This is a genomic window from Staphylococcus sp. 11262D007BW, from assembly GCF_053547815.1.
Genome location: NZ_JBPWPJ010000001.1, coordinates 1,293,254 through 1,318,549, shown reverse-complemented (window position 1 = coordinate 1,318,549; position 25,296 = coordinate 1,293,254). Strand labels below are relative to the sequence as shown.

Below are 25,296 nucleotides of genomic sequence, written 5' to 3'. Positions count from 1 at the left end.
TGAAAAGGATAAAATCATAAAAATTCGTGTTTTTGCATTTTGAGCGTTATTTTATTTCGTTATTAATTAGAATAAACACTTGATTACGAACATTAAATCTGTTTGAATAAGAAATGTACATAAATGTAAACTTTGCTATAATTAAATTATCCATATAGGTTAGGAGTTTAAAACAATGATTGAACGTTATTCTAGAGAAGAAATGTCAAATATTTGGACGGATCAAAATCGCTATGAAGCATGGTTAGAAGTTGAAATATTAGCAAGTGAAGCATGGAGCGAACTCGGTTATATTCCTAAAGAAGATGTTAAGAAAATTCGCGACAATGCTCAAGTAGATGTTGCACGTGCCAAAGAAATTGAAGAACAAACTCGCCATGATGTTGTGGCATTTACACGCCAAGTATCAGAAACATTAGGCGAAGAGCGTAAATGGGTACATTATGGATTAACTTCTACTGACGTAGTAGATACAGCGTTAAGTTATCAAATTAAACAAGCGAATGAAATTATCGAAAAAGATTTAGAACGTTTCATTGATGTATTAGCTGAAAAAGCTAAAAAATATAAAAATACATTAATGATGGGACGTACACATGGTGTTCACGCTGAACCAACGACTTTCGGCTTAAAAATGGCATTATGGTATGCAGAAATGAAACGTAATTTTGACCGTTTCAAACGTGTTAGAGAAGAAATTGAAGTTGGTAAAATGAGTGGTGCGGTTGGTACATTTGCTAACATCCCACCTGAAATTGAAGCATATGTTTGTAAACATTTAGGTATTGGTACAGCACCAATTTCTACGCAAACATTACAACGTGATCGTCACGCGTATTATATTGCGACATTAAGTTTAATCTCTACATCTCTTGAAAAATTCGCAGTAGAAGTGCGTAATCTTCAAAAAACTGAAACACGTGAAGTAGAAGAAGCATTTGCGAAAGGTCAAAAAGGCTCTTCAGCAATGCCACATAAACGTAATCCTGTCGGTTCAGAAAACATCACAGGTATTGCACGTGTTATTCGTGGCTATTTAACAACTGCATATGAAAATGTGGCTTTATGGCATGAAAGAGATATTTCTCACTCTTCTGCAGAGCGTATTATGTTACCAGACGTGACAATTGCATTAGACTATGCCCTTAACCGTTTTACAAATATTATTGACCGTTTAACAATTTATGAAGACAATATGGCAGAAAATATGAATAAAACATTTGGATTAATTTATTCTCAACGTGTCTTATTAGCGTTAATCGATAAAGGTATGGTTCGTGAAGAAGCATATGATACAGTCCAACCAAAAGCAATGGAATCATGGCAAACTAAAACACCATTTAGAGAGTTAGTAGAACAAGATTCTAAAATTACAGATCAACTATCTAAAGAAGAATTAGACGCATGTTTTGACCCTAGACACCACCTTAACCAAGTTGATACAATATTTAAAAGGGTGGGATTAGCATAACTTTACTACACTTTAATCTATTAATGCGTTAAAATGAACATAGATTAAAAATTAGGGGTTGTTTTGCATGCAAATTGAAAAGTTACGAGGACAGACTTTAGATGAACTGTTCGATGCAATTCTTACATTAGAAACGAGAGAAGAATGTTATCAATTTTTTGATGATTTATGTACAGTCAATGAAATCCAGTCGCTTTCTCAACGATTGCAAGTTGCTAAGATGATTAAGCAAGGCTATACTTATGCAACAATTGAGCAAGAGTCGGGCGCTTCTACAGCAACCATTTCTCGTGTTAAGCGATCACTACAGTGGGGCAATGACGCCTATACCATGATTTTAGATAGAATGAATATTGAAACAAAATTTTAATAGATTAAATGAAAAGTATGTTAATGCATAAAAAAACAGATAGAAATAGAACAAATGACGATACATTGAGTTGTTCTATTTCGACCACTTTTAACGGTTAGTGAATCAAATCACTAGCCGTTTTTTTAGGTTGAAAACGATGTGTCAATCGCTTTATTGTTCTTAGATATCATCGTTTAAAAATGCTATAATGAACTGTATGAAATTTTAAAGGAGTGTACGACGATGTATGACATTAACAACTGGAGACATGTATTTAAATTAGATCCAGCTAAAGATATCTCTGATGAGGATTTAGAAAAAGTATGTATGTCTCAAACCGATGCCATTATTATTGGAGGGACGGATAATGTGACTGAAGATAATGTATTACATTTAATGAGTCGTGTTCGTCGTTATCCCTTACCGCTTGCACTTGAAGTTTCAAACCTAGAAAGTACGATGCCTGGGTTTGATTTTTACTTTGTGCCCACAGTGTTAAACAGTAAAGATACTGAGTTTCATAACGGCATACTTCATCGTGCACTCAAAGCGTATGGTCATATGATTGATTTTGAAGAATTTATATTTGAAGGATATGTCGTACTGAATCCCGATAGTAAGGTCAGTCAACTTACGCAAGCACAAACAGATTTAGATGAAGATGATGTGATTGCATACGCCCAAATGGCCAATGAATTTTATCGTTTTCCAGTACTTTACCTTGAATATAGTGGTACATATGGTGATTTAAATTATGTGGAAGCTGCCAAAGATCAATTAACGAATACGCAATTATTTTATGGTGGCGGTATTTATAATTTAGAAAGTGCACAACGAGTAGCTGAAATTGCGGATACCATTGTAGTAGGTAATCTGATATACGAAGATATTCGTCAGGCGATTAAAACGACTAAAATAAAGGAGAGAACATAATGAATCCACTTTTAAAAAATATGAATAATGAACAAAGTGAAGCGGTGCGCACAACTGAAGGCCCGCTTTTAATTATGGCAGGTGCGGGTTCAGGTAAAACACGTGTACTTACCCATCGAATTGCTTATTTATTAGATGAAAAAGATGTATCTCCGTATAATATCTTAGCAATCACCTTTACGAATAAAGCAGCAAAAGAAATGAAAGAACGTGTCGGCACACTTGTTGGTGAAGAAGCAGAAGTCATTTGGATGTCTACGTTTCACTCTATGTGTGTAAGAATATTAAGACGCGATGCTGATCGAATTGGCATTGAACGTAATTTTACAATTATCGATCCTACTGACCAAAAATCAGTCATTAAAGATATTTTAAAAAAGGAAAATATAGACTCTAAAAAATATGACCCGAGAATGTTTATCGGTGCCATCAGTCAATTGAAAAATGAATTAAAAACACCAAAACATGCAATGGCTGAAGCAGAAGATATGTATAGTCAAATGGTGGCTAAGGTATATGAAGGCTATCAAAAACAATTGTTACGAAATCAAGCCTTAGATTTTGATGATTTAATTATGACAACGATTAAATTATTCGATCGCGTACCGGAAGTGTTGGAATTTTATCAAAATAAATTTCAATATATTCACGTGGATGAGTATCAAGATACGAATAAAGCACAATATACACTTGTGAATATGATTGCTCAAAAATTTAAAAACCTTTGTGTCGTGGGTGACTCAGACCAATCCATTTATGGTTGGCGTGGTGCAGACATTCAAAACATTTTATCCTTTGAAGAAGATTATCCTACAGCTAAGACGATCTTTTTAGAACAAAATTACCGTTCCACAAAGACCATTTTAACTGCAGCTAATGAAGTGATTCGTAATAATACAGAAAGAAAACCAAAAGGCTTATGGACTGCTAATCAACAAGGTGAAAAAATTCATTATTATGAAGCGTTTAGTGAACGTGATGAAACAGAATATGTTGTAAGAGAAATATTGAAACAACAGAAAAAGGGTAAACAGTTCAAAGATATGGCAGTACTTTATCGTACAAATGCCCAATCACGTGTGCTAGAGGAAACATTTTTAAAATCAAATATTCCATATGTAATGATTGGCGGTCAAAAATTCTATGACCGTAAAGAAATCAAAGATGTATTAAGTTATTTAAGATTAATTGCAAATAGTGCAGATGACATTAGTTTACGTCGTATTATTAACGTTCCTAAAAGAGGTATCGGACCTTCTTCAGTAGATAAAATCGCTAACTACGCATCAGCACATGACATTAGTATGTTTGATGCATTAGCAGAAGTTGACTTTATTGGTTTATCTAAAAAAGTCACTCAAGCGGCAGCTGAATTTTATACATTAATGAGTAACTTGATGAAAGAACAAGAATTTCTTGAAATTACGGATATTGTAAATGAAGTGATGGATAAGTCCGGCTATCGAGAGATGTTAGAACAAGACCGTACACTTGAGTCACGTAGTCGTCTTGAAAACATTGACGAGTTTATGTCTGTACCTAAAGACTATGAAGAAAATACACCTTTAGAAGAACAATCACTGATTAATTTCTTAACAGACCTTTCTCTCGTTGCTGACGTAGATGAGGCTAATTTAGAAGATGGTGTGACATTAATGACGATGCACTCTGCTAAAGGGTTGGAATTCCCAATTGTCTTCATCATCGGTCTTGAAGAATCTATATTTCCACATATTCGAGCAATCAAAGCAGATGATGATCACGAAATGGAAGAAGAAAGACGTATTAGCTACGTAGCCATTACACGAGCAGAAGAAGAGTTGTATTTAACACATGCATCCACACGTACGCTTTATGGACGCTCACAATCTAATTTCCGTTCACGTTTTCTAAATGAAATTCCTGAAGATTTATTAGATCAACCTACTCAAAAAACGACATCAATTAATTCAAAAAGCGAGAAACCTGCTAAGCGTGGCTTTAGTCGTCGTATTAATAATAAAACATCACACTCTACATCAGATTGGAACGTCGGTGATAAAGTAATTCATAAATCTTGGGGAGAAGGTATGGTTTCAAACGTGAATGAGAAGAATGGATCAGTAGAGTTAGATATTATTTTCAAAAGTGAAGGACCTAAACGTCTGATTGCACAATTTGCACCTATCGAAAAAAAGGAGGATTAAGTAATGGCAGACCTTAAATCTCGAGTGGCAGAATTACACAAACTGTTGCACCAATATAACTATGAATATTATGTACAAGATCAGCCTTCTGTGCCAGATAGTGAATATGATCAATTATTACGTGAACTTATGGATATCGAAGAAGCGCATCCTGAATATAAAACAACAGATTCTCCTACTGTCCGTGTAGGTGGAGAAGCGCAATCCACATTTGAAAAAGTACGTCATGACACGCCAATGTTGAGTTTAGCCAATGCTTTTAATGAAGAGGAATTGCGTCGTTTTGATCAACGTGTTCGTGAAGCTGTAGGCGATGTTACATATATGTGTGAACTTAAGATTGATGGTCTAGCAGTGTCGTTAAAATATGTAGATGGTAAGTTTGTTCAAGGTTTAACGCGCGGTGATGGTACGACTGGAGAAGATATCACTGAGAATTTAAAAACCATTCAAGCGATTCCACTGACATTAAAAGAACCTATTTCTTTTGAAGTTAGAGGCGAAGCATATATGCCTCGTCAGTCCTTTTTGAAGTTAAACGAAATGAAAGAACAAAATGATGAACAACCTTTTGCGAATCCACGAAATGCAGCGGCGGGTTCATTAAGACAACTAGATAGTAGATTAGCAGCCTCTAGAAAGTTAGACGTATTTATGTATAGCATTAATGATTTGACTGAATTAGATGCTACGTCACAAAGTGAAGCTCTAAATCAACTGGACCAACTAGGGTTTAAAACAAATCATGAGCGAACTGAAGTAGCGTCTATAGAAGGGGTACTAGACTATATCGAAAAATGGACTGATGAACGTGGTCAACTTTCTTATGATATTGATGGTATCGTAATTAAAGTCAATTCTTTAGCGCATCAAGAAGAGATGGGATTCACTCAAAAATCACCTAGATGGGCGATTGCTTATAAATTCCCTGCTGAAGAAGTCGTAACAGAACTATACGATATTGAATTAAGTATAGGACGTACTGGGGTCGTCACACCCACTGCTGTGTTAAAACCGGTCCGTGTAGCAGGAACAACAGTTTCTCGCGCGTCGTTACACAATGAAGATTTAATCCACGAGAAAGATATTCGAATAGGGGATCATGTAGTCATTAAAAAGGCCGGAGACATTATTCCAGAGGTAGTGCGCGTTATTTTAGATCGACGAGATGACAATGTTGAAAAATATCATATGCCAACACATTGTCCAAGTTGCGGTCATGAACTTGTGCGTATTGAAGGGGAAGTAGCGTTAAGATGTATTAACCCAAAATGCCAAGCTCAGTTAGTAGAAGGATTAATTCACTTTGTGTCAAGACAAGCGATGAATATTGATGGTCTAGGAGACAAGATTATCCAACAACTATTTTCAGCGAATTTAATTAAAGATGTGGCAGATATCTTCTACTTACAAAAAGAAGATTTATTACCTTTAGACCGTATGGGTGAAAAGAAAGTACAAAATCTATTGCAAGCGATAGAAGATGCTAAAAGTCAATCGTTAGAGCATTTATTATTCGGTTTAGGCATTCGTCATCTGGGTGTTAAAGCGAGCCGTGTATTAGCTGAAAAATATGAAACGATGGATCGATTATTAACTGTTACTGAAGAAGAGTTAGTTGAAATATATGATGTTGGCGAAAAGCTAGCACAATCTTTAATCACGTACCTTGCAAACGAGGACATTCAGTCGCTTATTCATAAACTAAAAGACCAAAATGTAAATATGACATTTAAAGGCCAAAAGGTTACTAATGTTGAAGGTCACCCTGAATTTAATGGGAAAACGGTCGTACTCACTGGTAAACTTGAGCAAATGACACGCACAGAAGCGTCAAAATGGTTAACACTTCAAGGTGCAAAAGTGACAAGTAGTGTAACTAAGTCTACAGATCTTGTGATTGCCGGAAAAGATGCGGGCTCTAAATTAACGAAAGCTGAATCATTCGGAACAGAGATTTGGGATGAACAACAATTTATTGATAAGCAAAATGAAATAAACTAGTATAAGGGGTTTAGTGATGAAAAAGAAGATAATGGTAATCTTAGGTTTATCCTTAGTATTAACTGCTTGTGCACCTGCCAAAGACAATGACGCTAATAATAATGAGGCGTCGAAAAATGCGTCTCAATCATCCGATGAAGTGAAAGATATAGCAACAGATAAAGCGGTACAAGGGGACGAATATCGTACCATTTTACCTTTTAAAGAAAGCCAAGCTAGAGGGTTAGTTCAAGAAACGATGGCGAATAGTTATAATGGGGAAGACTTTGAAGATGGATTATTAGAAAATAGTAAAAATGTCTTTCCAACTGATGATTATTTGTATCAAGATGGTCAGTACTTAGATAAAGATACGATTCGTGCTTATTTAGAGCCTAAATATACGAAAAAAGAGCTTGATCAGATGAGTGACGAAGAAAAAGAAGATAATAATGCAACAGAAAACTTAGGCTTAAACCCTTCTACAAATGGTGAAAAAGATGAAGAGAAAATTGCTAAAGCATCGCCACCTGTATTGTCTAATATCTTAGAACAAGATTTTTATGGCACATCTGATACAAAAGGTGAGAAGATAAAAGGAATGACAATAGGTCTAGCCATGAATAGCGTTTATTATTATCAAAAAGAAAAGTATGGCGAAACGTATAGTGAAAATTTAGATGAGAAAAAGGTAAAACAACAAGGTAAAGAAATGGCGGATGAGATTCTGACACGACTTCGTGCCAATGATGAATTAAAAGATATTCCAATTCACTTTGCGATTTACATTCAATCAGCACAAGATGATATTGTACCAGGCCACTTTGTCGCCTCAGCAACTTCCGAGGAAGCGGATGCTGATTTAAGTCAATGGAAAGATATTAACGAAAAAACAGTATTATTACCGTCTAGTGAAGCCAATGATTTAAATGAAAATTTAAATACGCATTTTCAAAACTTTAATAGTAATTTACAATCATATTTTTCAAACTTTACACAAGCAGTAGGAAAAGCGAAGTTTGTCGATAAAAAAGCAGATCACTTAGTTGTAGATTTGCCGATTGATTATTATGGTAAGGCTGAGTTAACTGGTATTACCCAATATGTTACGCAGCTAGCAGAAAATGAATTTAAAGATGTAGATAGTTATGAAATTCACATTAAAGATGGTAGCCAATCACGCGCGCTAATTGTTAAATCAAAAGATGATAAATCACCACAAGTGCATATTTACAATAACTAAAATGACATAAAAAGAGAGGAGAAATCATGATGAAGTGATTTCTCCTCTTTATTAATTTAGTGTTTAATATTGGATAGTTGACGTTTAACTTCTGCTAAGTCTTTACCAACAAAATCGCCTGGTTGCTTTGTAAATTTAGATACTACAATTGTAACAACTAAACTTACAATAAAACCTGGTACAATTTCATACAGATTAAAGATATCATTCATTTCACCTAATGGTAATACGAATACAATCCATAAAATAACTGTTAATGCACCTGCAATCATTCCACTTATTGCACCTGTTCGAGTTAATCCTTTCCAATATAAGGATAAAATCACAAGTGGTCCGAATGAGGCACCAAAACCAGCCCACGCATTACCAACTAAATTTAAGATCGTATCATTAGGCGTCCAAGCAATCAAGATTGCAACAATCGCTACAATCACGACTGAAATACGACCTACTAATACAAATTCTTTTTCATGCTTTGCTGAATCTGCTTTTGCACCGCGAACGAGTTTATAAAAATCTTCAGTTAAAGAACTTGAAGTAACAAGCAGTTGAGATGAAATCGTACTCATAATTGCTGCTAAAATAGCCGCCAGTAAAAATCCGCCTACAAGTGGGTGGAATAAAATTTGGCCCATTAAGATAAATAAAGTCTCTGGATCTTGAATTTCCACACCTTGTGCAGGTACGAATGCAATACCTAATAAACCAACTAGTACAGCACCAATTAAACCGATGCCCATCCAACCGATACCTATTCTTCTCGTAAATGGAAACAGTTTAACGGAACGAATAGACATAAATCGCACTAAAATATGCGGTTGGCCAAAATAACCTAATCCCCATGCGAAAAAGGAAATAATACCAACAATCGTTGTCCCTTTAAAAAAGTCTAAATTAGTTGGTTTCATTTCAGCGATAGTTCCAAAAGTATCTAATCCATTAAGTTTTAATAAAGTAACAATAGGTACCATAATCATTGCGATTAACATGATAACCCCTTGGAAAAAGTCAGTGATTGAAACTGCTAAATAACCACCAAAAAATGTATATAAAATGACAATGGCTGCAATTAAAATTAAACCGACACGGTAGTCTAAACCGAACGCACTTTCAAATAATTTTCCTCCTGATACTAAACCAGAATGTGTGTACAGTGTAAAAAAGACCACTATGATTAAACCAGAAACAATTTTAATGATATTAGTTTGGTCATTGAGTCGATTTTTAAAGAAATCTGGTAAAGTAATTGCATCACCAGCAATTTCTGTATGCACACGTAGACGTGGTGCCACCACCAAATAGTTAACATATGCTCCGATCGTTAAACCAATCGCTAACCAAAGTGCAGATAATCCTGTGGAATACACCTCACCAGGTAATCCCATGATCATCCAACCACTCATATCAGAAGCACCAGCTGATAAAGCGGTTACCCATGGTCCAATACTACGACCACCTAACATATATTCACTAAGGTTATTTGTTGCTTGCTTATAACCATAATAACCAATACCTAGTAAAATGATAAAATAGACGGCAATCATAATATAAGTTTGCCAGTCAGGATTCACTTGACTAGATAATGTAGCCCCTAATAAGTTCAAAATGTTTTCCCCCTTTTAATAACGTGCTTATATTTATTATACCGAAAAGTCAAATTAAAAAAAGATACTTTTTAAATTTAAGTCAAAATCTTGCTTTAAAAGACTGAAATAATTCATGAATTGTGTAGAATGAGGTTGGGACACCGTTAATCGGTTTTCCAGAGCATTAGCGCTTTATGTCTCAGCCCCAAAGATAAAATCAATCAAAATGAGCGTAGTAAACTAAAACAGAGGGGACTCAATCATGAAAGGTTTAGATTTTTATAATAAAATTTGATACACTTTATAGATAAAAGACTATTTTTAAGGGAGGCTTTGTTGTAATGACTGAAATTACACAAGAACAGGTCGAATATATTGCAAATCTTGCTCGCTTAAATGTGACTGATGAAGAATCAAAAGATTTACAAGGTACTTTAGAAGGTATCATCAATTTTTGTCATCAAATCGATGCTGTTGATACAGAAAATGTTAAACCCACGAATCACGTATTAGATTTACAAAATGTTTTACGTGAGGATCAAGCAGTTCCTGGTTTAACACAAGAAGAAGCTTTAACAAATGCTAAAGAAGTAGAAGCTGGTCAATTTAAAGTGCCAGCAGTTATGAATGAGGAGGACGCATAAAGATGAGCATCCGTTATGAATCAATTGAAACTTTACAAAAGATGATCCAAAATAACGAAATTAAACCATCTGACATTGTAAAAGATATTTATGATGCAATTGAAGAAACTGACCCTCAAATCCAATCTTTCCTTGCATTAGATAAAGACAATGCCGTGAAAAAGGCTGAAGAGTTAGATGCATTGCAAGCAAAAGGTGAAATGGAAGGTCAATTGTTTGGTATTCCAATGGGGATTAAAGATAACATTATTACAGAAGGCTTAGAAACAACATGTGCTAGTAAAATGTTAGAAGGTTTTGTGCCTATCTATGAATCTACTGTAATGAAAAAATTACATGCAGAAAATGGTGTACTCATTGGTAAAGTGAACTTAGATGAATTTGCAATGGGTGGTTCTACTGAAACGTCATACTTTAAAAAGACAGTGAACCCATTTGATCATAAAGCAGTACCTGGTGGCTCATCAGGTGGTTCGGCAGCAGCAGTTGCAGCTGGTTTAGTACCATTTACGTTAGGTACAGATACGGGTGGTTCAATCCGTCAACCTGCAGCTTATTGCGGTGTTGTTGGATTAAAACCAACTTATGGTCGCGTGTCTCGTTTCGGTTTAGTTGCGTTCGCCTCCTCTTTAGACCAAATTGGACCTATTACACGCAATGTTAAAGATAACGCGATTGTATTAGAAGCCATCTCTGGAGAAGATGAAATGGATGCGACAAGTGCGCCTGACGTGGCTAAAGACTTCGCAGCTGATATTGGTAAAGATATTAAAGGTATGAAAGTCGCATTACCAAAAGAATATATTGGTGATGGCGTTGATACTGAAGTTAAAGAAGCAGTATTAAAAGCAGCAGAAACATTAAAATCATTAGGTGCTGTTGTAGAAGAAGTGAGCTTACCGCGTACATCTGCAGGTATTCCTTCATATTATGTCATTGCATCTGCAGAAGCGTCTTCAAACTTAGCACGCTTTGATGGTATCCGTTACGGTTATCATTCAAAAGAAGCTAAATCTTTAGAAGAACTTTACAAAATGTCTCGTAGTGAAGGATTTGGTGAAGAAGTTAAACGTCGTATCTTCTTAGGAACATATGTTTTAAGTTCTGGTTATTACGATGCATATTATAAAAAAGCGTTAAAAGTTCGTACATTAATTAAAAATGATTTTGAAAAAGTCTTCGAAAACTACGATATCGTATTAGGACCAACTACGCCGACTGTCGCTTTCGATTTAGGTGCGGAAATTAATGATCCATTGACAATGTATGCGAATGATTTATTAACAACACCAGTAAACTTAGCAGGCTTACCAGGTATTTCATTACCATGTGGTTTAGCAGAAAATGGACGTCCGATAGGTTTACAATTAATTGGAAAACCATTCGATGAAAAAACACTATATCGCGTAGCATATCAATACGAAACTCAGTTTAATCTACACGATCACTATCAAAAATTATAAGGAGTGGCAAGAATGCATTTTGAAACAATAATAGGGCTAGAAGTCCACGTTGAATTGAAAACAGATTCAAAAATGTTTTCAAGCGCACCTGTTGCTTATGGTGCAGAACCTAATACAAACACGAGTGTTATTGATTTAGCATATCCTGGTGTATTACCGTCAGTAAACCGACGTGCTGTAGACTGGTCAATGCGTGCTGCAATGGCTTTAAATATGGAAATTGCTACAGAATCTAAATTTGATCGTAAAAATTACTTTTATCCAGATAACCCAAAAGCGTATCAAATTTCACAATTAGACCAACCAATAGGTGAACATGGTCATATCGAAATCGAAGTAGATGGTGAGAAGAAACGCATCGGTATTACACGACTTCATATGGAAGAAGATGCTGGTAAATCAACACATAAAGAGGGCTATTCTTTAGTTGATTTAAACCGTCAAGGTACACCACTTGTTGAGATCGTGTCAGAGCCAGATATCCGTTCACCTCAAGAAGCGTATGCTTACTTAGAAAAAATAAAGTCTATCATTCAATATACAGGTGTATCTGACTGTAAAATGGAGGAAGGTTCATTACGTTGTGATGCCAATGTGTCTTTACGTCCATACGGTCAAGAAGCTTTTGGTACGAAAGCAGAATTAAAGAACTTAAACTCCTTTAACAACGTCCGTAAAGGATTAGAATATGAAGTTAAACGCCAAGAAGAAGAGTTATTAAACGGTGGCGAAATTTTACAAGAGACACGTCGTTTTGATGAATCAACAGGTAAAACTATTCTAATGCGTGTTAAAGAAGCATCAGATGATTACCGTTATTTCCCTGAACCTGACATTGTACCACTATATATCGATGAAGATTGGAAAGAACGTGTACGTCAAACGATTCCAGAATTACCAGACGCAAGAAAAGAAAAATATGTGTCTGAATATGGTTTACCAGCTTATGATGCGCACGTATTAACATTAACGAAAGAAATGTCTGATTTCTTTGAAGGTGCTATTGCAAAAGGCGCTGATATCAAATTGACATCTAACTGGTTAATGGGCGGCGTGAATGAGTATCTGAACAAAAATCAAATTGAGCTAAATGATACAGCATTAACACCAGAAAATTTAGCTGGAATGATTAAACTGATTGAAGATGGCACAATGAGTAGTAAGATTGCCAAAAAAGTCTTCCCTGAATTAGCTAAAAACGGTGGCGATGCTAAGCAAATTATGAAAGATAAAGGGCTCGTTCAAATTTCAGATGAAGGTGCAATATTGAAATTTGTACAAGAAGCCATTGAAAATAACCCACAATCTGTTGAAGATTACAAAAATGGTAAAGGTAAAGCAATGGGCTTCTTAGTCGGACAAATTATGAAACTTTCAAAAGGACAAGCAAATCCTCAACTAGCTAACAAATTATTAAAATCTGAATTAGACAAGATGTAAAACAAGCTGTAAGTTTGATTTGCAGAAAGCTATAAAATTTAAATATTGAGGTGGGTTTCGATGAACGAACTCACCTCAATTTTATTTGTAGAGACGTGTTATTCAAACTTTAAATGAACTTAGTGAAACGCTTCCGAATTAAGGTTTCTGACTTTTAAAATGAGCGTTATTACTATAATATTAAGTGTGAGTAAATAAAAATAGAGGGATTTGTATGAGAAAACGTGCAAGAATAATTTATAATCCAACTTCTGGTAAAGAAGTTTTTAAACGGGCACTGCCAGACGTTTTAGCTCAAATGGAAAATGCAGGATATGAAACAAGCGCTTATGCCACGCAAAAAGCGGGAGACGCGACAGAAGAAGCGGCTCGTGTGATTCATCAAAACTTCGATTTATTAGTTGTAGCAGGTGGCGATGGGACTTTAAATGAGGTTATTAATGGTATTGCAGAGCAACCTAACCGTCCTAAACTTGGTTTAATACCAATGGGTACCGTTAATGATTTTGGTCGTGCTTTACATTTACCTAATGATATCTTTAAAGCCGTCGATGTCATTTTAAGTGGAAAGACAGTAGAAGTAGATATTGGTAAGATGAATAGCCGTTACTTTATCAATTTAGCAGGTGGCGGTAAAATTACTGAAGTTTCCTATGAAGCACCGAGCAAATTGAAATCGATTGTTGGTCCCTTTGCTTATTATATTAAAGGGTTCGAAATGTTGCCTCAAATGCATGCTGTCAATGTAAGAATTGAGTATGATGATGAGGTGTTTGAAGGCGACATTATGTTATTCTTATTGGGTCTCACAAACTCTATGGCTGGTTTTGAAAAATTAGTACCCGATGCTAAACTAGATGATGGAAAGTTTACGTTGCTCATTGTGGAAAAGGCAAATATCGCAGAGTTAGGACATATTATGACATTAGCTTCAAGAGGAGAACATATTAAACATCCAAAAGTGCATTATTATAAAGCACAATCCATTAATATTTCTTCTTATACAGATATGCCATTAAACGTTGATGGGGAATATGGCGGCCAGTTACCAGCTAATTTTTATAATTTAAAAAGACATATTGAAGTATTTTCACCTTCACAACAAAACAATGACTTATTGATGGATGAACCACAACAATCTGAATAAATACGTGAGCGAGACACAAATGACAGTGAACGGATAATGGTACACATGAGACCAATATGACAAGAGGTAAAGTATTTTCATAAATACTCACTGTTATGGTTCTCGCTCTTTTTAATGTATCAATTTTGTTAAAAAGACAATGTAAGGAGATAGAATATGGCAGTAGTTGAAAAGAACAAAATGTATGAAGGACAAGTAGTGGATTTGACACATGAAGGTCATGGGGTCGTTAAATTTGATCGTTATCCTATCTTTGTGCCACGTGCTTTAACAGGAGAAAAGATTACATTTAAAGTCATTAAAGTGAAGAAAAATTTTGCCATTGGAAAGCTTGATACTATTCAACAACAAAGTAGTCAAAGGGTTACCCCGCCATGTGAATATTATTATAAATGTGGTGGTTGTCAACTTCAGCATTTATCTTATCAAGTACAACTGGATATGAAAAAAGAACAGGTTGTCAATTTGTTTCAGAGAAAAGGTCGATTTTCAGATGTGACCATTCATCAAACAGTAGGTATGGAGCATCCTTTTTCATATCGTAATAAATCTCAAATTCCAGTTGGTTTAGATAAGCAAGGTCACATTAAGATGGGCTTTTATCGCCAAAGAAGTCATGATATTATCGACATTGATGAATGTCTAATTCAATATGACGATCAAGATCATATTTTAAATGCGTTAAAACGTATTTTTTCTCAGTACGGTATTAAGCCTTATAATGAGGAAAAACACGCTGGCTTATTACGGCATGTCGTTATTCGTAAGGGATATTTTACAAATGAGGTTATGGTGATTTTTGTCATTAATGGTAAGAAGATGCCTTATCAACAAGACATTATTCACGATTTAACACAACGTTTTCCAAACATCCAAAGTATGAAAGTAAATCAAAATATGAAGCAATCCAATGTGATTATGGGTGATCATTCGTATACAATTTACGGAAAAGACACGATTAACGATCAATTGAATGATGTGACATTTGAAATCAATGATCGTTCTTTTTACCAAATCAATGTGACTCAGACAGAGAAGCTCTATGGTATCGCGCAACGTTATGCGCAACTTACGGGTGAAGAAATTGTACTAGATACGTACTGTGGTATCGGTACGATTGCATTGATGATGGCACCTTATGCGAAACACGTGTATGGCGTAGAAGTAGTGCAAGCCGCAATAGAAGATGCTAAGCGAAATGCGCTCCAAAATAACATGAATAATACGACCTTTGAGGTAGGGGCTGCAGAAGAAGTTATCCAACAGTGGCAACAACAAGGCATTCAACCAGACGTGGTTACAGTTGACCCACCACGTAAAGGCTGTGATGAAACATTCATTCAGACACTATTAGAACTCGAACCTAAACGTATCGTGTATGTTTCATGTAATCCAAGTACGCAATTACGAGATGTTGAACGATTAAACGAGAAATATCAATTAGAAGAAATTACACCAGTAGATATGTTTCCACAAACAACTCATGTAGAGACAGTAGCATTACTTGTAAGAAAATAAAGCAGACCTTTAACTATATAACCATCGTTTTAACGATAAAAAGGGTGTGACAATGATTGAACGTCGAATCATTCATATAGATATGGATTATTTTTTTGCACAGGTAGAAGTACGAAATAACCCTAAATTGAAGGGAAAGCCAGTTATTGTAGGAGGGAAAGCGAGTGGGCGTGGCGTCGTCTCAACAGCTTCTTACGAGGCGAGACGTTATGGTGTTCACTCTGCTATGCCCATGGCACGAGCGCATCAGTTATGTCCGAATGGTTACTATATTACACCCCATTATGAGACATATAGAGAAGTCTCACATCAAATTATGGAGATTTTTAAAAGTTATACCGATCAAGTTGAACCGCTCTCATTAGATGAAGCGTATCTAGATATAACACACTTGGTCAGACGAGACTTACCAGCATCACGCATTGCTCAATTTATTAGAAGAGATATTTTTGAAAAAACGCAACTAACTGCAAGTGCTGGTGTTTCTTATAATAAATTTTTAGCTAAATTAGCAAGCGGGATGAATAAACCGAATGGACTGACTGTGATTGATTATCAAAATGTCCACAGTATTTTAATGGCATTAGATATAGGAGATTTTCCGGGTGTTGGCAAAGCTTCAAAAGTGAAAATGCATGAGCATCAAATCTTTACTGGTAATGATTTATATCAATTAAATGAGAAGACACTCATTCAATGGTTTGGTAAAAAAGGCCAACATCTTTATCAACGAGTGAGAGGCCAAGATGATCGCCCGGTAAAATCAGAGCGTATTCGAAAAAGTGTAGGTGCTGAACGTACATTTTCAATTGATACTAACGATGATGAAGAAATTCTAAGAAAGATTGAAGAATTGTCTGTGAAAATTGCTAAACGTTTAGAGGAATTAGAGCAGTTAGGTAACACGGTAACAGTTAAAATAAAAACCTACAAATTTGAAAATTATTCAAAACAAAAAAGTCTGTTGTATCCTATTAGAGAAAATGACGATATCTATCAAATTGCGTATGAATTGTATTACGAGGTAAAAGACCCGAACGTGCCGATACGATTAATTGGTGTCTCAGTAGGTGGACTACAAACGCACTTTGTTCAAAATATGACAATATATGATTATTTATAATACATCTTTATCCGTTAAATCCTTACCATATAGGGTCAACACATGGTCAAGGTCTGTATAGTGTTGAAGTAATCGATAAGTAATCATTCCACATGCTTTTGCATCATTTAATGCATCATGATGACCTTTAAAGTCTAATTGATAATAGCGCATCATATGATTTAAGCCGTATCGTGGTGCATCCACTGTGCGTTTGGCAAGTTGATAAGAACAAAAATATCGAATGTCAGGTGTTTGAAAGTGATCAGCTTTAAGACTCGCATGTAAAACGGACATATCAAATGCTGCATTATGTGCTACTACTGGATAGTCTTCGATAAATTGTAACATGTATGGAAAGACTTCTTTAAATGTAGGCGCTGAAACGACATCTTGAGGTTGAATTCCATGTACTTCGATATTACGTTTTGAAAAATAATCATGTGGATTAACGAGCGTATAAAATGTCTCTGTCAATGTATGGTTGATTATTTTGACCATACCTACTGAACAAATACTTGTACGTTTATAATTAGCTGTTTCAAAATCTAATGCGATAAAAGCTTGTGACATCAATATTCTCCATTTCTAAATAAAAATAATTAAAAACAGGCTGGGACCTCTATCATCATAATTGGATAACGATCAACCGTGTTCCTAAATAAGATGTTGTCCCAACCTTAATAAAGATTAAGCTTCACTGTTGAATGAACGTGTCGCTAAATCTTTTTCGTAAAGGTAAAGTGCATTGCAATCATCACCAATACGTTTTAGATAATCAATGTGTGTTTCAAAAGTAGATTCTTCTTCAACTTGTTCGTCTAAGAACCAATTTAAAAATGAAATGGTAGCATAATCTTTTAGACGATTTGCAATCTCAGACAGGTTATAAAAGCGTTGTGTTACATCTTGTTCTTGTTTTAAGCCATCCTCAAATGTCTCTAAAATAGAATTGAATTCTACTTTAGGCGCTTCTAGATTTGAAAAAACAGCTTTTTCTCCATGATCATTGATATAATCATATATTTTTTGACCATGAAAACGTTCTTCTTTCGCTTGTTCGATATAAAAGTTGGCAAAACCATCATAAGAATGATAATTGCAATATGCGGCCATGGCCATATAAGCATGAGCTGCATAATATTCGTGGTTCATTTGGTCGTTTAATGCATCTAGTAATTCTTTATCTAGCATAGAAATCCTCTCCTAGAAAATAGTTGTAGTGATAGTTTAAATGGTACCCTTTATTTTAGCTTAATACACATGAAATTGAAATCATCAAGTTTTTGGTATTGTAAATAAGCCTCGCGTGTTATAATAATGTAATGAAATTGGAGGAGAATATGGAATGAGACAATGGACAGCAACGCAAATGGCAAAACTTGCCAGAAAAGCAAGCCGTGCAGCAGGTAAAAAAGGAACAGACTTACCTGGTCAAGTTGCACGAAAAATCGATCATCATATTTTACGTAAACTTGCAGCAGAAGTTGACGAAGTGGTTTTCATTAGTGGGACGAATGGAAAAACAACCACTTCTAATTTAATTGGTCATACATTAAAAAGTAATGGAATTGATATTATTCATAATAATGAGGGTGCGAATATGGCGGCAGGGATTACATCTGCATTTATCATTCAATCTACACCTCAAACAAAAATCGCTGTAATCGAAATCGATGAAGGCTCAATTCCAAGAGTATTAAATGAAATGACACCGACAAAAATGGTGTTTACTAACTTTTTCAGAGATCAAATGGACCGTTTTGGTGAAATTGATATTATGGTTAATCGCATTATCTCTTCAATTCAACATAAAGGGATACAATTAATATTAAATGCAGATGATCCATTTGTGAGCCGACTAAAGATTGCGAGTGATCAAATTACATATTATGGTATGAAGCCGCATGCTTATCACTTTGAACAATCGACAATGAACGAAAGTAGATACTGTCCAAATTGTGGAAAATTATTAAACTATCGTTATATTCACTATAATCAACTTGGTGTGTATGATTGTCAGTGCGGTTTTCATCGTCATACGCCAGATTATGAGGTTTCAACGTTTAACATTAATCCATTTATTACATTAACGCTTGATGATGTGACGTTTAATATGAAAATTGCCGGTGATTTTAATGCTTATAATGCTTTAGCAGCATATGCGACATTAAGAGAATTAGGATTAAACGATACAGCCATTAGAAAGGGATTTGAAACATATACATCTGATAATGGTCGTATGCAGTATTTTGAAGGTAAGACACATAAAGCGCTGATCAACTTAGCCAAAAATCCTGCGGGTATGAATGCGTCAATGGCGATGGGTGAAAAGTTAGAACATCGTAAAACTTATGTATTGAGTTTAAATGACTATCCTGCAGATGGCCAAGATACATCTTGGATTTACGATGCAGATTTTGAAAAGCTGACGCATCAAGATATAGAAAAAATCATTGTAACAGGAACACGTGCTGAGGAACTTCATTTAAGATTAAAAATTGCAGGTCTTAATGTACCAATTGTAGTTGAAAAAGATATTTATAAAGCCACAGCATTAACAATGAATGCGTCGTCATTTATAGTAGCTATACCAAACTATACCTCTTTAACACCAATGCTTGATCAATTAGAGCGTTTATTCAAGGAGGAACAATCATGACTAATGAGTTAACCGTTTTTCATTTTATGCCAGATCGCTTAAATCTTTATAGTGACATTGGCAATATCATGGCATTAAAATATCGCGCTAAACAGCGAAATATTGAATTAAATGTAGTTGATGTTAACGAAACAGAAAATATTGATTTAACACAAGCCGATATCTTTTTTATCGGTGGCGGCAGCGATCGTGAACAATCACTAGCTACTCAAGAATTAAGTAAAATTAAAACCCAATTAAAAGAAGCAATAGAAGAGGGTATGCCTGGTCTTACTGTATGCGGAGGATATCAATTTTTAGGCGAGAAATACATTACGCCTGATGGCCAAGTATTGGAAGGTCTAAACATATTAGACTTCTATACTGAATCTCAAGAAGATCGTTTAACGGGCGATGTTGTGATCGAAAGCGATACATTTGGAACAATCGTAGGATTTGAAAATCATGGCGGACGTACGTACCATAATTATGATACGTTGGGTCACGTTACACATGGCTTTGGAAACAATGATAAGGATCAAAAAGAGGGTATTCACTATAAAAACTTATTAGGGACTTATTTACATGGACCAGTCCTTCCTAAAAATCACGAATTAACGGATTATTTATTACGCGCTGCAGCAGAACGAAAAGGCATTCCTTTTGAACCAGTTCATATAGACAATACAGTCGAAGAAGCGGCCAAAGCTTATTTAGTTAATCGTGCCAAAGAACAAAAATCAAAATAAAAAAAGAGTCTTTCTCATTTTAATATCGAATGAGAAAGACTTTTTTAACGTCAAATTTATTATTTTACACGATAACGTAATAGTAATATGCGATAAATTAAAAGTATTTCGTAGATGGTATGACTTTTAACTTGATTAGTATCAAACTCATTTAAACCTTTAACTGAGTTTTTCAATGTTGAAGCGGCTTTTCGTTCAGGTATAAATGTGCCACAATTGATAATCTCTTCAATACGTTGTGAGATCGAAATAATGGCTTTCTTTTCTTCTTCTGTAAATACCATCATCGCATCTTCAGGTAGATAAATAATATTAGAAAGATGTGTGATCAGTAAGCGATTTTCATGCGCACGATTGGTAAATTTTCGAATTTTTAACCAGTCTTTACGATGGCGTTTACTGTTATGGAATTTCAGTTCATCTCTTTGAAAGCCGAGTAATACTTCAATACGGTTATTAAACACTTGTAATTGTTCTACAGCCGCATCACTTGTTTCAGACTTAAATTGGCCAATCATTAATTCTTTCATACGGGTATTAAATAGCTGATAAATGTGCCGTTCAGTTTTTAGAATTAATTGGTCAATTTGATTGTAATACTTTGGAGGAAACACAATAAAATTAACCAAGCCCGCTGTCACAAGTCCGATAATAGCGGTAAGTAGTCGTGAAAAGAAATTGAACATATAGTTTTGTCCGATGTCAGGTATCATTGCTAAAGCAGTTAATGTAGCGACGGTAATACCTACTTGTAAGTTAAATTGAATACATAAAATAATCGTAATCGTTGCAGTTAAACCATATGTAAAAGCAGAATCTTCACCTAAAAAATAAGTACATACCACAGCTATAAAAGCACCCATAACGGTAGCTGGTAGCCTTTTGTATCCCTTTCGAATAGAGGCTTTAACGGTTGGTTCAATTGTCACCACTGCTGAAAGAATCGCAAAAATAGGATTAAGATCTAGCATGAGGCAAAATAAAGCAGTTAAAAATGTGGCGAGCCCAGTCTTAATTGTACGGGCACCAATAAGGTGTTTATGTTTTTTGACGTTCATTTCCATTACTCCTGTTATATAGTCACAACTAGTATATCAGAAAAATTTTGTTATAATAAGTAGGGTAGAAAATTAGATAAAGGAACGGGATAATATGATAGTAAAAACTGAAGAAGAGTTAAATGCATTAAAAGAAATCGGACAAATTTGTGCACAAGTACGCGATGATATGCGTGCAGCTACTAAACCGGGTATCACTACAAAAGAATTAGATGATATTGCGAAAGAAACATTTGAAGCAACGGGCGCAATTTCTGCTCCTATTCACGATGAAAACTTTCCCGGTCAAACATGTATCAGTGTCAATGAAGAAGTCGCACATGGCATACCAGGAAAACGTGTCATTAAAGAAGGCGATCTTGTAAACATTGATGTATCAGCATTAAAGAACGGTTATTATGCTGATACAGGTATCTCATTTGTTGTAGGAGAAACAGATGAAGATATGAAACAAAAAGTCTGTGATGTTGCTGAAGCGGCTTTTGAAGCAGCGATGACAAAAATTAAACCGGGTGGCAAGTTAAGTCAAATTGGTAAAGCCGTACACGCAACGGCACGAAAAAATGACCTTAAAGTCATCAAAAATTTAACTGGACATGGTGTAGGTCAATCATTACACGAAGCGCCTGCACATATTATGAACTATTTTGATCCTCAAGAAAAAACATTATTAAAAGAAGGTATGGTTTTAGCAGTAGAACCATTTATTTCATCAAATGCAACATTTGTAACAGAAGGTAAAAACGAGTGGGCTTTTGAAACGAAAGATAAAAGTTATGTCGCACAAATTGAACATACAGTGATTGTAACTAAAGATGGCCCACTATTAACGACAGAAAGCAAACAAGATTAATAATCCGACCTAAGTCTTAAGTTAAAATGGTTCCATAGCCTATTCCTTGGTTTATGGAACCATTTTATAATGGAATCAATAATGAGGTGATTCCATGACAGTACAAATCATTCCAGTATTAATTAAAAATATGATTGATACCTTGTACTTTGAAATGTTTCAAAATTACTTAGAAAAGTTAGATCAACAGCTCGAAAATACAACTCAAGCTATTCGATATATTCAAAATAAAAAACATCAGTTACAATTAATGATTGACAGACAAACGATCGAATTAGAAAATAAATATATTGATATAATGGAACAGTACCAAATTAACATCGCACAAAATATCTACTGTATGGATATTAGTAAAATGAAATGTGCCCTAAATGAAATTGAAAATGAGTATGCACAACTTGAAAATTACGTCATGCGTTTAAATGAAGACAAAGATGAGACGAAACAAAAATGTCATGTTGTCCAAGCGCTAATGAATGCATACTAGAAAGGTGGAAATATGACCCAAAAATATATTTCAACTGAGCTACTCATTATTTTTACAGCATTAATGATTATCGCTAATTTTTATTATATCTTTTTTGAGAAGATTGGCTTTTTATTTGTGCTCTTGCTCGGTAGTATTTTAATGTATGTAGGCTATATCTATTTTCATAAGGTTCGTGGATTACTCTGTTTTTGGATTGGCGCCTTAATGATTATGTTTACACTACTCTCGAACAAATATACTTTAATCATTTTATTTATCTTTATGATTCTAGTAGGGATTCGTTATTTTATTTTTAAACGCCGTCCATTAGAGGTACTTGCAAGTGATGAACCTACAGATTCACATGCATTTATTAAACAACGTTGGTTTGGTGAACAAAAAACGCCTGTCTATGTATATAAATGGGAAGATTTACAAATTCAACATGCTATTGGTGATGCCATGATCGATATGAGTAAAGCGGCAAATTTAAAGTACGAAAATAATATTGTGATTCGTCATATCGTTGGAAAAGTACAAATCATCGTGCCGTTGAATTATAATGTAAAGTTAAATGTTGCTGCTTTTTATAGTAACGTGAATTTAGATCAGCAAAAATATAAAGTTGAAAATAATAATATTCAACTTAAATCTGACCAAAAAGCCGATCGTTATAGTGTGAATGTCTTTATTTCAACATTTATTGGAGATGTTGAGGTGATTTATCGATGAATCACTATGTCAGAACGATTGGTTCAATGCTAATTCTTGTGTATAGCATGTTCACAGCTTTTTTCTTTATCGATAAAGTGTTTGCGAATATTATTTTCTTTCAAGGTATGTTTTATACTCAAATATTTGGCATCCCAGTTTTCTTGTTTTTGAATTTGGTTGTCATTTTTTTGTGTATTATTGTAGGCAGTGTCTTAGCTTATAAAATCAATCAACAAAATGATTGGTTAAAACAACAAATTGACCGCGCCATAGAAGGAGAAACTGTAGGTGTGAATGATAAACAGATTGAACTTTATAATGAAACATTAGAAATTTATCGTTCACTTGTACCTTTAAATCAAGAGTTACATAAGATGCGTATTAAAACGCAAAATCTTACGAATGAATCCTACAGTATGAATGACGTTAAAGTGAAGAAAATTATTGAAGATGAACGTCAACGTTTAGCGCGAGAGTTACATGACAGTGTATCACAACAACTTTTCGCTGCGAGTTTAATGTTATCAGCGATTAAAGAAACAAAACTACAACCGCCATTGGATCAACAAATTCCAACATTGGAAAAGATGGTTCAAGATTCGCAATTAGAAATGCGTGCCTTGTTGTTACATTTACGTCCGATTGGTTTAAAAGATAAGTCACTAGGTGAGGGGATTCGCTCACTTGTTACAGAATTACAGAAAAAGGTACCAATGAAAGTCACTCAAGAAATCGATGAGTTTGAAGTGCCTAAAGGTATTGAAGATCATTTGTTTAGAATTACCCAAGAAGCGATGTCTAATACATTACGCCATGCTAAAGGAGAACAAGTTACTGTAGAGTTACTCAAACGCCAAGATTATTTGTTATTGCGTATTCAAGATGATGGTATTGGATTTAATGTTGATGATAAAATAGAACAAAGTTATGGATTAAAAAATATGCGTGAAAGAGCAATAGAAATCGGTGCTACTTTTCACATCGTTTCACTTCCAGATGCAGGGACACGGATAGAGGTGAAAGCACCATTAGATAAGGAGGAACATCATGCCGATTAGAGTTTTATTTGTTGATGATCATGAAATGGTTCGCATTGGTATATCAAGTTATTTATCCACCCAACCTGATATAGAAGTTGTTGGGGAAGGTGCTTCTGGTAAAGAGGCGATTGAACAAGCAAAAGCCCTTGAACCAGATTTAATTTTAATGGATTTAGTAATGACCGATATGGATGGGGTAGAAGCCACAACGTATATTAAAAAAGATATGCCCCGTATAAAGGTTGTGATGTTAACAAGTTATATTGAGGATAAAGAGGTCTATCGTGCTTTAGATGCTGGGGTAGATAGTTATATTCTAAAAACAACGAGTGCGAGTGATATTGCCTCAGCGATACGTAAAACGTACCAAGGCGAATCGGTATTTGAAGCAGAAGTTTTAGTAAAAATGAGAAATCGCATGAAACAACGAGCAGAGCTTTATGAATTGTTAACAGAGCGAGAAATGGAAATTTTATTATTAATCTCTAAAGGGTACTCCAACCAAGAAATTGCGAATGCGTCACATATCACAATCAAAACGGTAAAAACGCATGTAAGTAATATATTAAGCAAATTAGAAGTACAAGACCGTACGCAAGCGGTTATCTATGCCTTTCAACATGGTCTTATCGAATAATAGTATATGGAAACAAAATCTTTAATGATGACTAATAAATAAACGCCAAGCGCTAGGAATATTTTCC

The 25,296-nt window shown here is 34.9% G+C and carries 23 protein-coding genes; 19 read left to right on the top strand and 4 right to left on the bottom strand.

The genetic code is table 11. The annotated features are described in order from the left end of the window. The first annotated feature begins 175 nt into the window (after positions 1-175). The 6 genes from purB (at position 176) to ACEE93_RS06500 (ending at position 8,168) form a co-directional block, all read left to right on the top strand. Positions 176-1,471, top strand: a complete 1,296-nt coding sequence (gene purB, locus ACEE93_RS06525) for an adenylosuccinate lyase (RefSeq protein WP_449156461.1) — start codon at positions 176-178, stop codon at positions 1,469-1,471. Between the two features lie 67 nt (positions 1,472-1,538). Continuing rightward, entirely contained in the window at positions 1,539-1,841 is a 303-nt protein-coding gene (locus tag ACEE93_RS06520; RefSeq protein WP_449155810.1) for a YerC/YecD family TrpR-related protein, read from the top strand. A gap of 225 nt (positions 1,842-2,066) precedes the next feature. After that, positions 2,067-2,756 carry a heptaprenylglyceryl phosphate synthase gene (locus tag ACEE93_RS06515; RefSeq protein WP_449155811.1) on the top strand — a complete coding sequence of 230 codons (690 nt, stop codon included), beginning with the start codon at positions 2,067-2,069 and terminating at the stop codon, positions 2,754-2,756. After that, complete coding sequence (pcrA, locus tag ACEE93_RS06510; protein ID WP_449155812.1) at positions 2,756-4,942, top strand: DNA helicase PcrA; 2,187 nt, start codon at positions 2,756-2,758, stop codon at positions 4,940-4,942. Before ACEE93_RS06515 ends, pcrA begins: the two co-directional genes overlap by 1 nt. 3 nt (positions 4,943-4,945) lie before the next feature. Next, the gene (ligA, locus tag ACEE93_RS06505; protein ID WP_449155813.1) at positions 4,946-6,946 is read left to right on the top strand and encodes an NAD-dependent DNA ligase LigA; all 2,001 of its coding nucleotides are present in this window, start codon (positions 4,946-4,948) and stop codon (positions 6,944-6,946) included. Between the two features lie 16 nt (positions 6,947-6,962). Beyond that, positions 6,963-8,168, top strand: coding sequence for a CamS family sex pheromone protein (locus tag ACEE93_RS06500; protein WP_449155814.1), 1,206 nt, complete (start codon positions 6,963-6,965; stop codon positions 8,166-8,168). Between the two features lie 56 nt (positions 8,169-8,224). On the opposite strand, the gene putP is transcribed toward ACEE93_RS06500, so the two are convergent. Then, positions 8,225-9,772 carry a sodium/proline symporter PutP gene (putP, locus tag ACEE93_RS06495; protein WP_449155815.1) on the bottom strand — a complete coding sequence of 516 codons (1,548 nt, stop codon included), beginning with the start codon at positions 9,770-9,772 and terminating at the stop codon, positions 8,225-8,227. Between the two features lie 323 nt (positions 9,773-10,095). Here putP and gatC point away from each other — a divergent pair, with 323 nt between their 5' ends. The 6 genes from gatC (at position 10,096) to dinB (ending at position 17,089) form a co-directional block, all read left to right on the top strand. Next, positions 10,096-10,398 (top strand): Asp-tRNA(Asn)/Glu-tRNA(Gln) amidotransferase subunit GatC, encoded by a 303-nt coding sequence (gene gatC / locus ACEE93_RS06490; RefSeq protein ID WP_449155816.1) that lies wholly within the window; start codon positions 10,096-10,098, stop codon positions 10,396-10,398. Positions 10,399-10,400: 2 nt separating this feature from the next. Then, positions 10,401-11,861 (top strand): Asp-tRNA(Asn)/Glu-tRNA(Gln) amidotransferase subunit GatA, encoded by a 1,461-nt coding sequence (gatA, locus tag ACEE93_RS06485; protein WP_449155817.1) that lies wholly within the window; start codon positions 10,401-10,403, stop codon positions 11,859-11,861. Between the two features lie 12 nt (positions 11,862-11,873). Beyond that, complete coding sequence (gene gatB / locus ACEE93_RS06480) at positions 11,874-13,301, top strand: Asp-tRNA(Asn)/Glu-tRNA(Gln) amidotransferase subunit GatB (RefSeq protein ID WP_449155818.1); 1,428 nt, start codon at positions 11,874-11,876, stop codon at positions 13,299-13,301. 214 nt (positions 13,302-13,515) lie between these two features. Next, positions 13,516-14,448, top strand: coding sequence for a diacylglycerol kinase (locus ACEE93_RS06475; protein WP_449156460.1), 933 nt, complete (start codon positions 13,516-13,518; stop codon positions 14,446-14,448). A gap of 156 nt (positions 14,449-14,604) precedes the next feature. After that, complete coding sequence (gene rlmD, locus ACEE93_RS06470; protein WP_449156459.1) at positions 14,605-15,966, top strand: 23S rRNA (uracil(1939)-C(5))-methyltransferase RlmD; 1,362 nt, start codon at positions 14,605-14,607, stop codon at positions 15,964-15,966. Between the two features lie 52 nt (positions 15,967-16,018). Continuing rightward, positions 16,019-17,089, top strand: coding sequence for a DNA polymerase IV (dinB, locus tag ACEE93_RS06465; protein ID WP_449155821.1), 1,071 nt, complete (start codon positions 16,019-16,021; stop codon positions 17,087-17,089). Here the strand turns inward: dinB and ACEE93_RS06460 are convergent. Together ACEE93_RS06460 and ACEE93_RS06455 are read right to left on the bottom strand one after the other, a co-directional pair. Then, a complete protein-coding gene (locus tag ACEE93_RS06460) occupies positions 17,084-17,641 on the bottom strand; it encodes a 3'-5' exonuclease (protein ID WP_449155822.1) in 558 nt (185 codons plus the stop codon). The two genes, dinB and ACEE93_RS06460, sit on opposite strands and share 6 nt — an antisense overlap. 117 nt (positions 17,642-17,758) lie before the next feature. Then, on the bottom strand, positions 17,759-18,262 hold the full coding sequence (locus ACEE93_RS06455; protein WP_449155823.1) for a ferritin: 504 nt from the start codon (positions 18,260-18,262) through the stop codon (positions 17,759-17,761). Positions 18,263-18,416: 154 nt separating this feature from the next. Between ACEE93_RS06455 and murT the strand changes: the two genes are divergently transcribed. Further along, positions 18,417-19,730: a lipid II isoglutaminyl synthase subunit MurT gene (murT, locus tag ACEE93_RS06450; protein WP_449155824.1), complete on the top strand. Its 1,314-nt coding sequence runs from the start codon at positions 18,417-18,419 to the stop codon at positions 19,728-19,730. Then, positions 19,727-20,458, top strand: a complete 732-nt coding sequence (gene gatD / locus ACEE93_RS06445) for a lipid II isoglutaminyl synthase subunit GatD (RefSeq protein ID WP_449155825.1) — start codon at positions 19,727-19,729, stop codon at positions 20,456-20,458. The genes murT and gatD overlap by 4 nt, the downstream gene beginning before the upstream one ends. A 59-nt stretch (positions 20,459-20,517) precedes the next feature. Here gatD and ACEE93_RS06440 read toward each other — a convergent pair whose 3' ends face one another. After that, entirely contained in the window at positions 20,518-21,516 is a 999-nt protein-coding gene (locus tag ACEE93_RS06440) for an FUSC family protein (RefSeq protein WP_449155826.1), read from the bottom strand. 94 nt (positions 21,517-21,610) lie between these two features. Here ACEE93_RS06440 and map point away from each other — a divergent pair, with 94 nt between their 5' ends. From map to vraR, 5 genes are all read left to right on the top strand, one after another. Next, complete coding sequence (gene map, locus ACEE93_RS06435) at positions 21,611-22,369, top strand: type I methionyl aminopeptidase (RefSeq protein WP_449156458.1); 759 nt, start codon at positions 21,611-21,613, stop codon at positions 22,367-22,369. A 94-nt stretch (positions 22,370-22,463) separates the two neighbouring features. After that, positions 22,464-22,856 carry a hypothetical protein gene (locus ACEE93_RS06430; RefSeq protein WP_449155828.1) on the top strand — a complete coding sequence of 131 codons (393 nt, stop codon included), beginning with the start codon at positions 22,464-22,466 and terminating at the stop codon, positions 22,854-22,856. Positions 22,857-22,868: 12 nt separating this feature from the next. Next, positions 22,869-23,570 carry a cell wall-active antibiotics response protein VraT gene (gene vraT, locus ACEE93_RS06425; RefSeq protein WP_449155829.1) on the top strand — a complete coding sequence of 234 codons (702 nt, stop codon included), beginning with the start codon at positions 22,869-22,871 and terminating at the stop codon, positions 23,568-23,570. Beyond that, the gene (vraS, locus tag ACEE93_RS06420; protein ID WP_449155830.1) at positions 23,567-24,610 is read left to right on the top strand and encodes a sensor histidine kinase VraS; all 1,044 of its coding nucleotides are present in this window, start codon (positions 23,567-23,569) and stop codon (positions 24,608-24,610) included. The genes vraT and vraS overlap by 4 nt, the downstream gene beginning before the upstream one ends. Beyond that, a complete protein-coding gene (gene vraR / locus ACEE93_RS06415; protein WP_449155831.1) occupies positions 24,600-25,229 on the top strand; it encodes a response regulator transcription factor VraR in 630 nt (209 codons plus the stop codon). The genes vraS and vraR overlap by 11 nt, the downstream gene beginning before the upstream one ends. The last annotated feature ends 67 nt before the right edge of the window (positions 25,230-25,296 follow it).

Coding starts and splice junctions, on each gene's coding strand:
- vraR (WP_449155831.1), top strand. CDS start 24,600: ATGCCGATTAGAGTTTTATTTGTTGATGATCATGAAATGGTTCGCATT.
- ACEE93_RS06430 (WP_449155828.1), top strand. CDS start 22,464: ATGACAGTACAAATCATTCCAGTATTAATTAAAAATATGATTGATACC.
- purB (WP_449156461.1), top strand. CDS start 176: ATGATTGAACGTTATTCTAGAGAAGAAATGTCAAATATTTGGACGGAT.
- vraT (WP_449155829.1), top strand. CDS start 22,869: ATGACCCAAAAATATATTTCAACTGAGCTACTCATTATTTTTACAGCA.
- gatB (WP_449155818.1), top strand. CDS start 11,874: ATGCATTTTGAAACAATAATAGGGCTAGAAGTCCACGTTGAATTGAAA.
- ligA (WP_449155813.1), top strand. CDS start 4,946: ATGGCAGACCTTAAATCTCGAGTGGCAGAATTACACAAACTGTTGCAC.
- map (WP_449156458.1), top strand. CDS start 21,611: ATGATAGTAAAAACTGAAGAAGAGTTAAATGCATTAAAAGAAATCGGA.
- ACEE93_RS06500 (WP_449155814.1), top strand. CDS start 6,963: ATGAAAAAGAAGATAATGGTAATCTTAGGTTTATCCTTAGTATTAACT.
- pcrA (WP_449155812.1), top strand. CDS start 2,756: ATGAATCCACTTTTAAAAAATATGAATAATGAACAAAGTGAAGCGGTG.
- ACEE93_RS06515 (WP_449155811.1), top strand. CDS start 2,067: ATGTATGACATTAACAACTGGAGACATGTATTTAAATTAGATCCAGCT.
- gatA (WP_449155817.1), top strand. CDS start 10,401: ATGAGCATCCGTTATGAATCAATTGAAACTTTACAAAAGATGATCCAA.
- rlmD (WP_449156459.1), top strand. CDS start 14,605: ATGGCAGTAGTTGAAAAGAACAAAATGTATGAAGGACAAGTAGTGGAT.
- gatC (WP_449155816.1), top strand. CDS start 10,096: ATGACTGAAATTACACAAGAACAGGTCGAATATATTGCAAATCTTGCT.
- murT (WP_449155824.1), top strand. CDS start 18,417: ATGAGACAATGGACAGCAACGCAAATGGCAAAACTTGCCAGAAAAGCA.
- gatD (WP_449155825.1), top strand. CDS start 19,727: ATGACTAATGAGTTAACCGTTTTTCATTTTATGCCAGATCGCTTAAAT.
- dinB (WP_449155821.1), top strand. CDS start 16,019: ATGATTGAACGTCGAATCATTCATATAGATATGGATTATTTTTTTGCA.
- ACEE93_RS06455 (WP_449155823.1), bottom strand. CDS start 18,262: ATGCTAGATAAAGAATTACTAGATGCATTAAACGACCAAATGAACCAC.
- ACEE93_RS06520 (WP_449155810.1), top strand. CDS start 1,539: ATGCAAATTGAAAAGTTACGAGGACAGACTTTAGATGAACTGTTCGAT.
- ACEE93_RS06440 (WP_449155826.1), bottom strand. CDS start 21,516: ATGAACGTCAAAAAACATAAACACCTTATTGGTGCCCGTACAATTAAG.
- vraS (WP_449155830.1), top strand. CDS start 23,567: ATGAATCACTATGTCAGAACGATTGGTTCAATGCTAATTCTTGTGTAT.
- ACEE93_RS06460 (WP_449155822.1), bottom strand. CDS start 17,641: ATGTCACAAGCTTTTATCGCATTAGATTTTGAAACAGCTAATTATAAA.
- ACEE93_RS06475 (WP_449156460.1), top strand. CDS start 13,516: ATGAGAAAACGTGCAAGAATAATTTATAATCCAACTTCTGGTAAAGAA.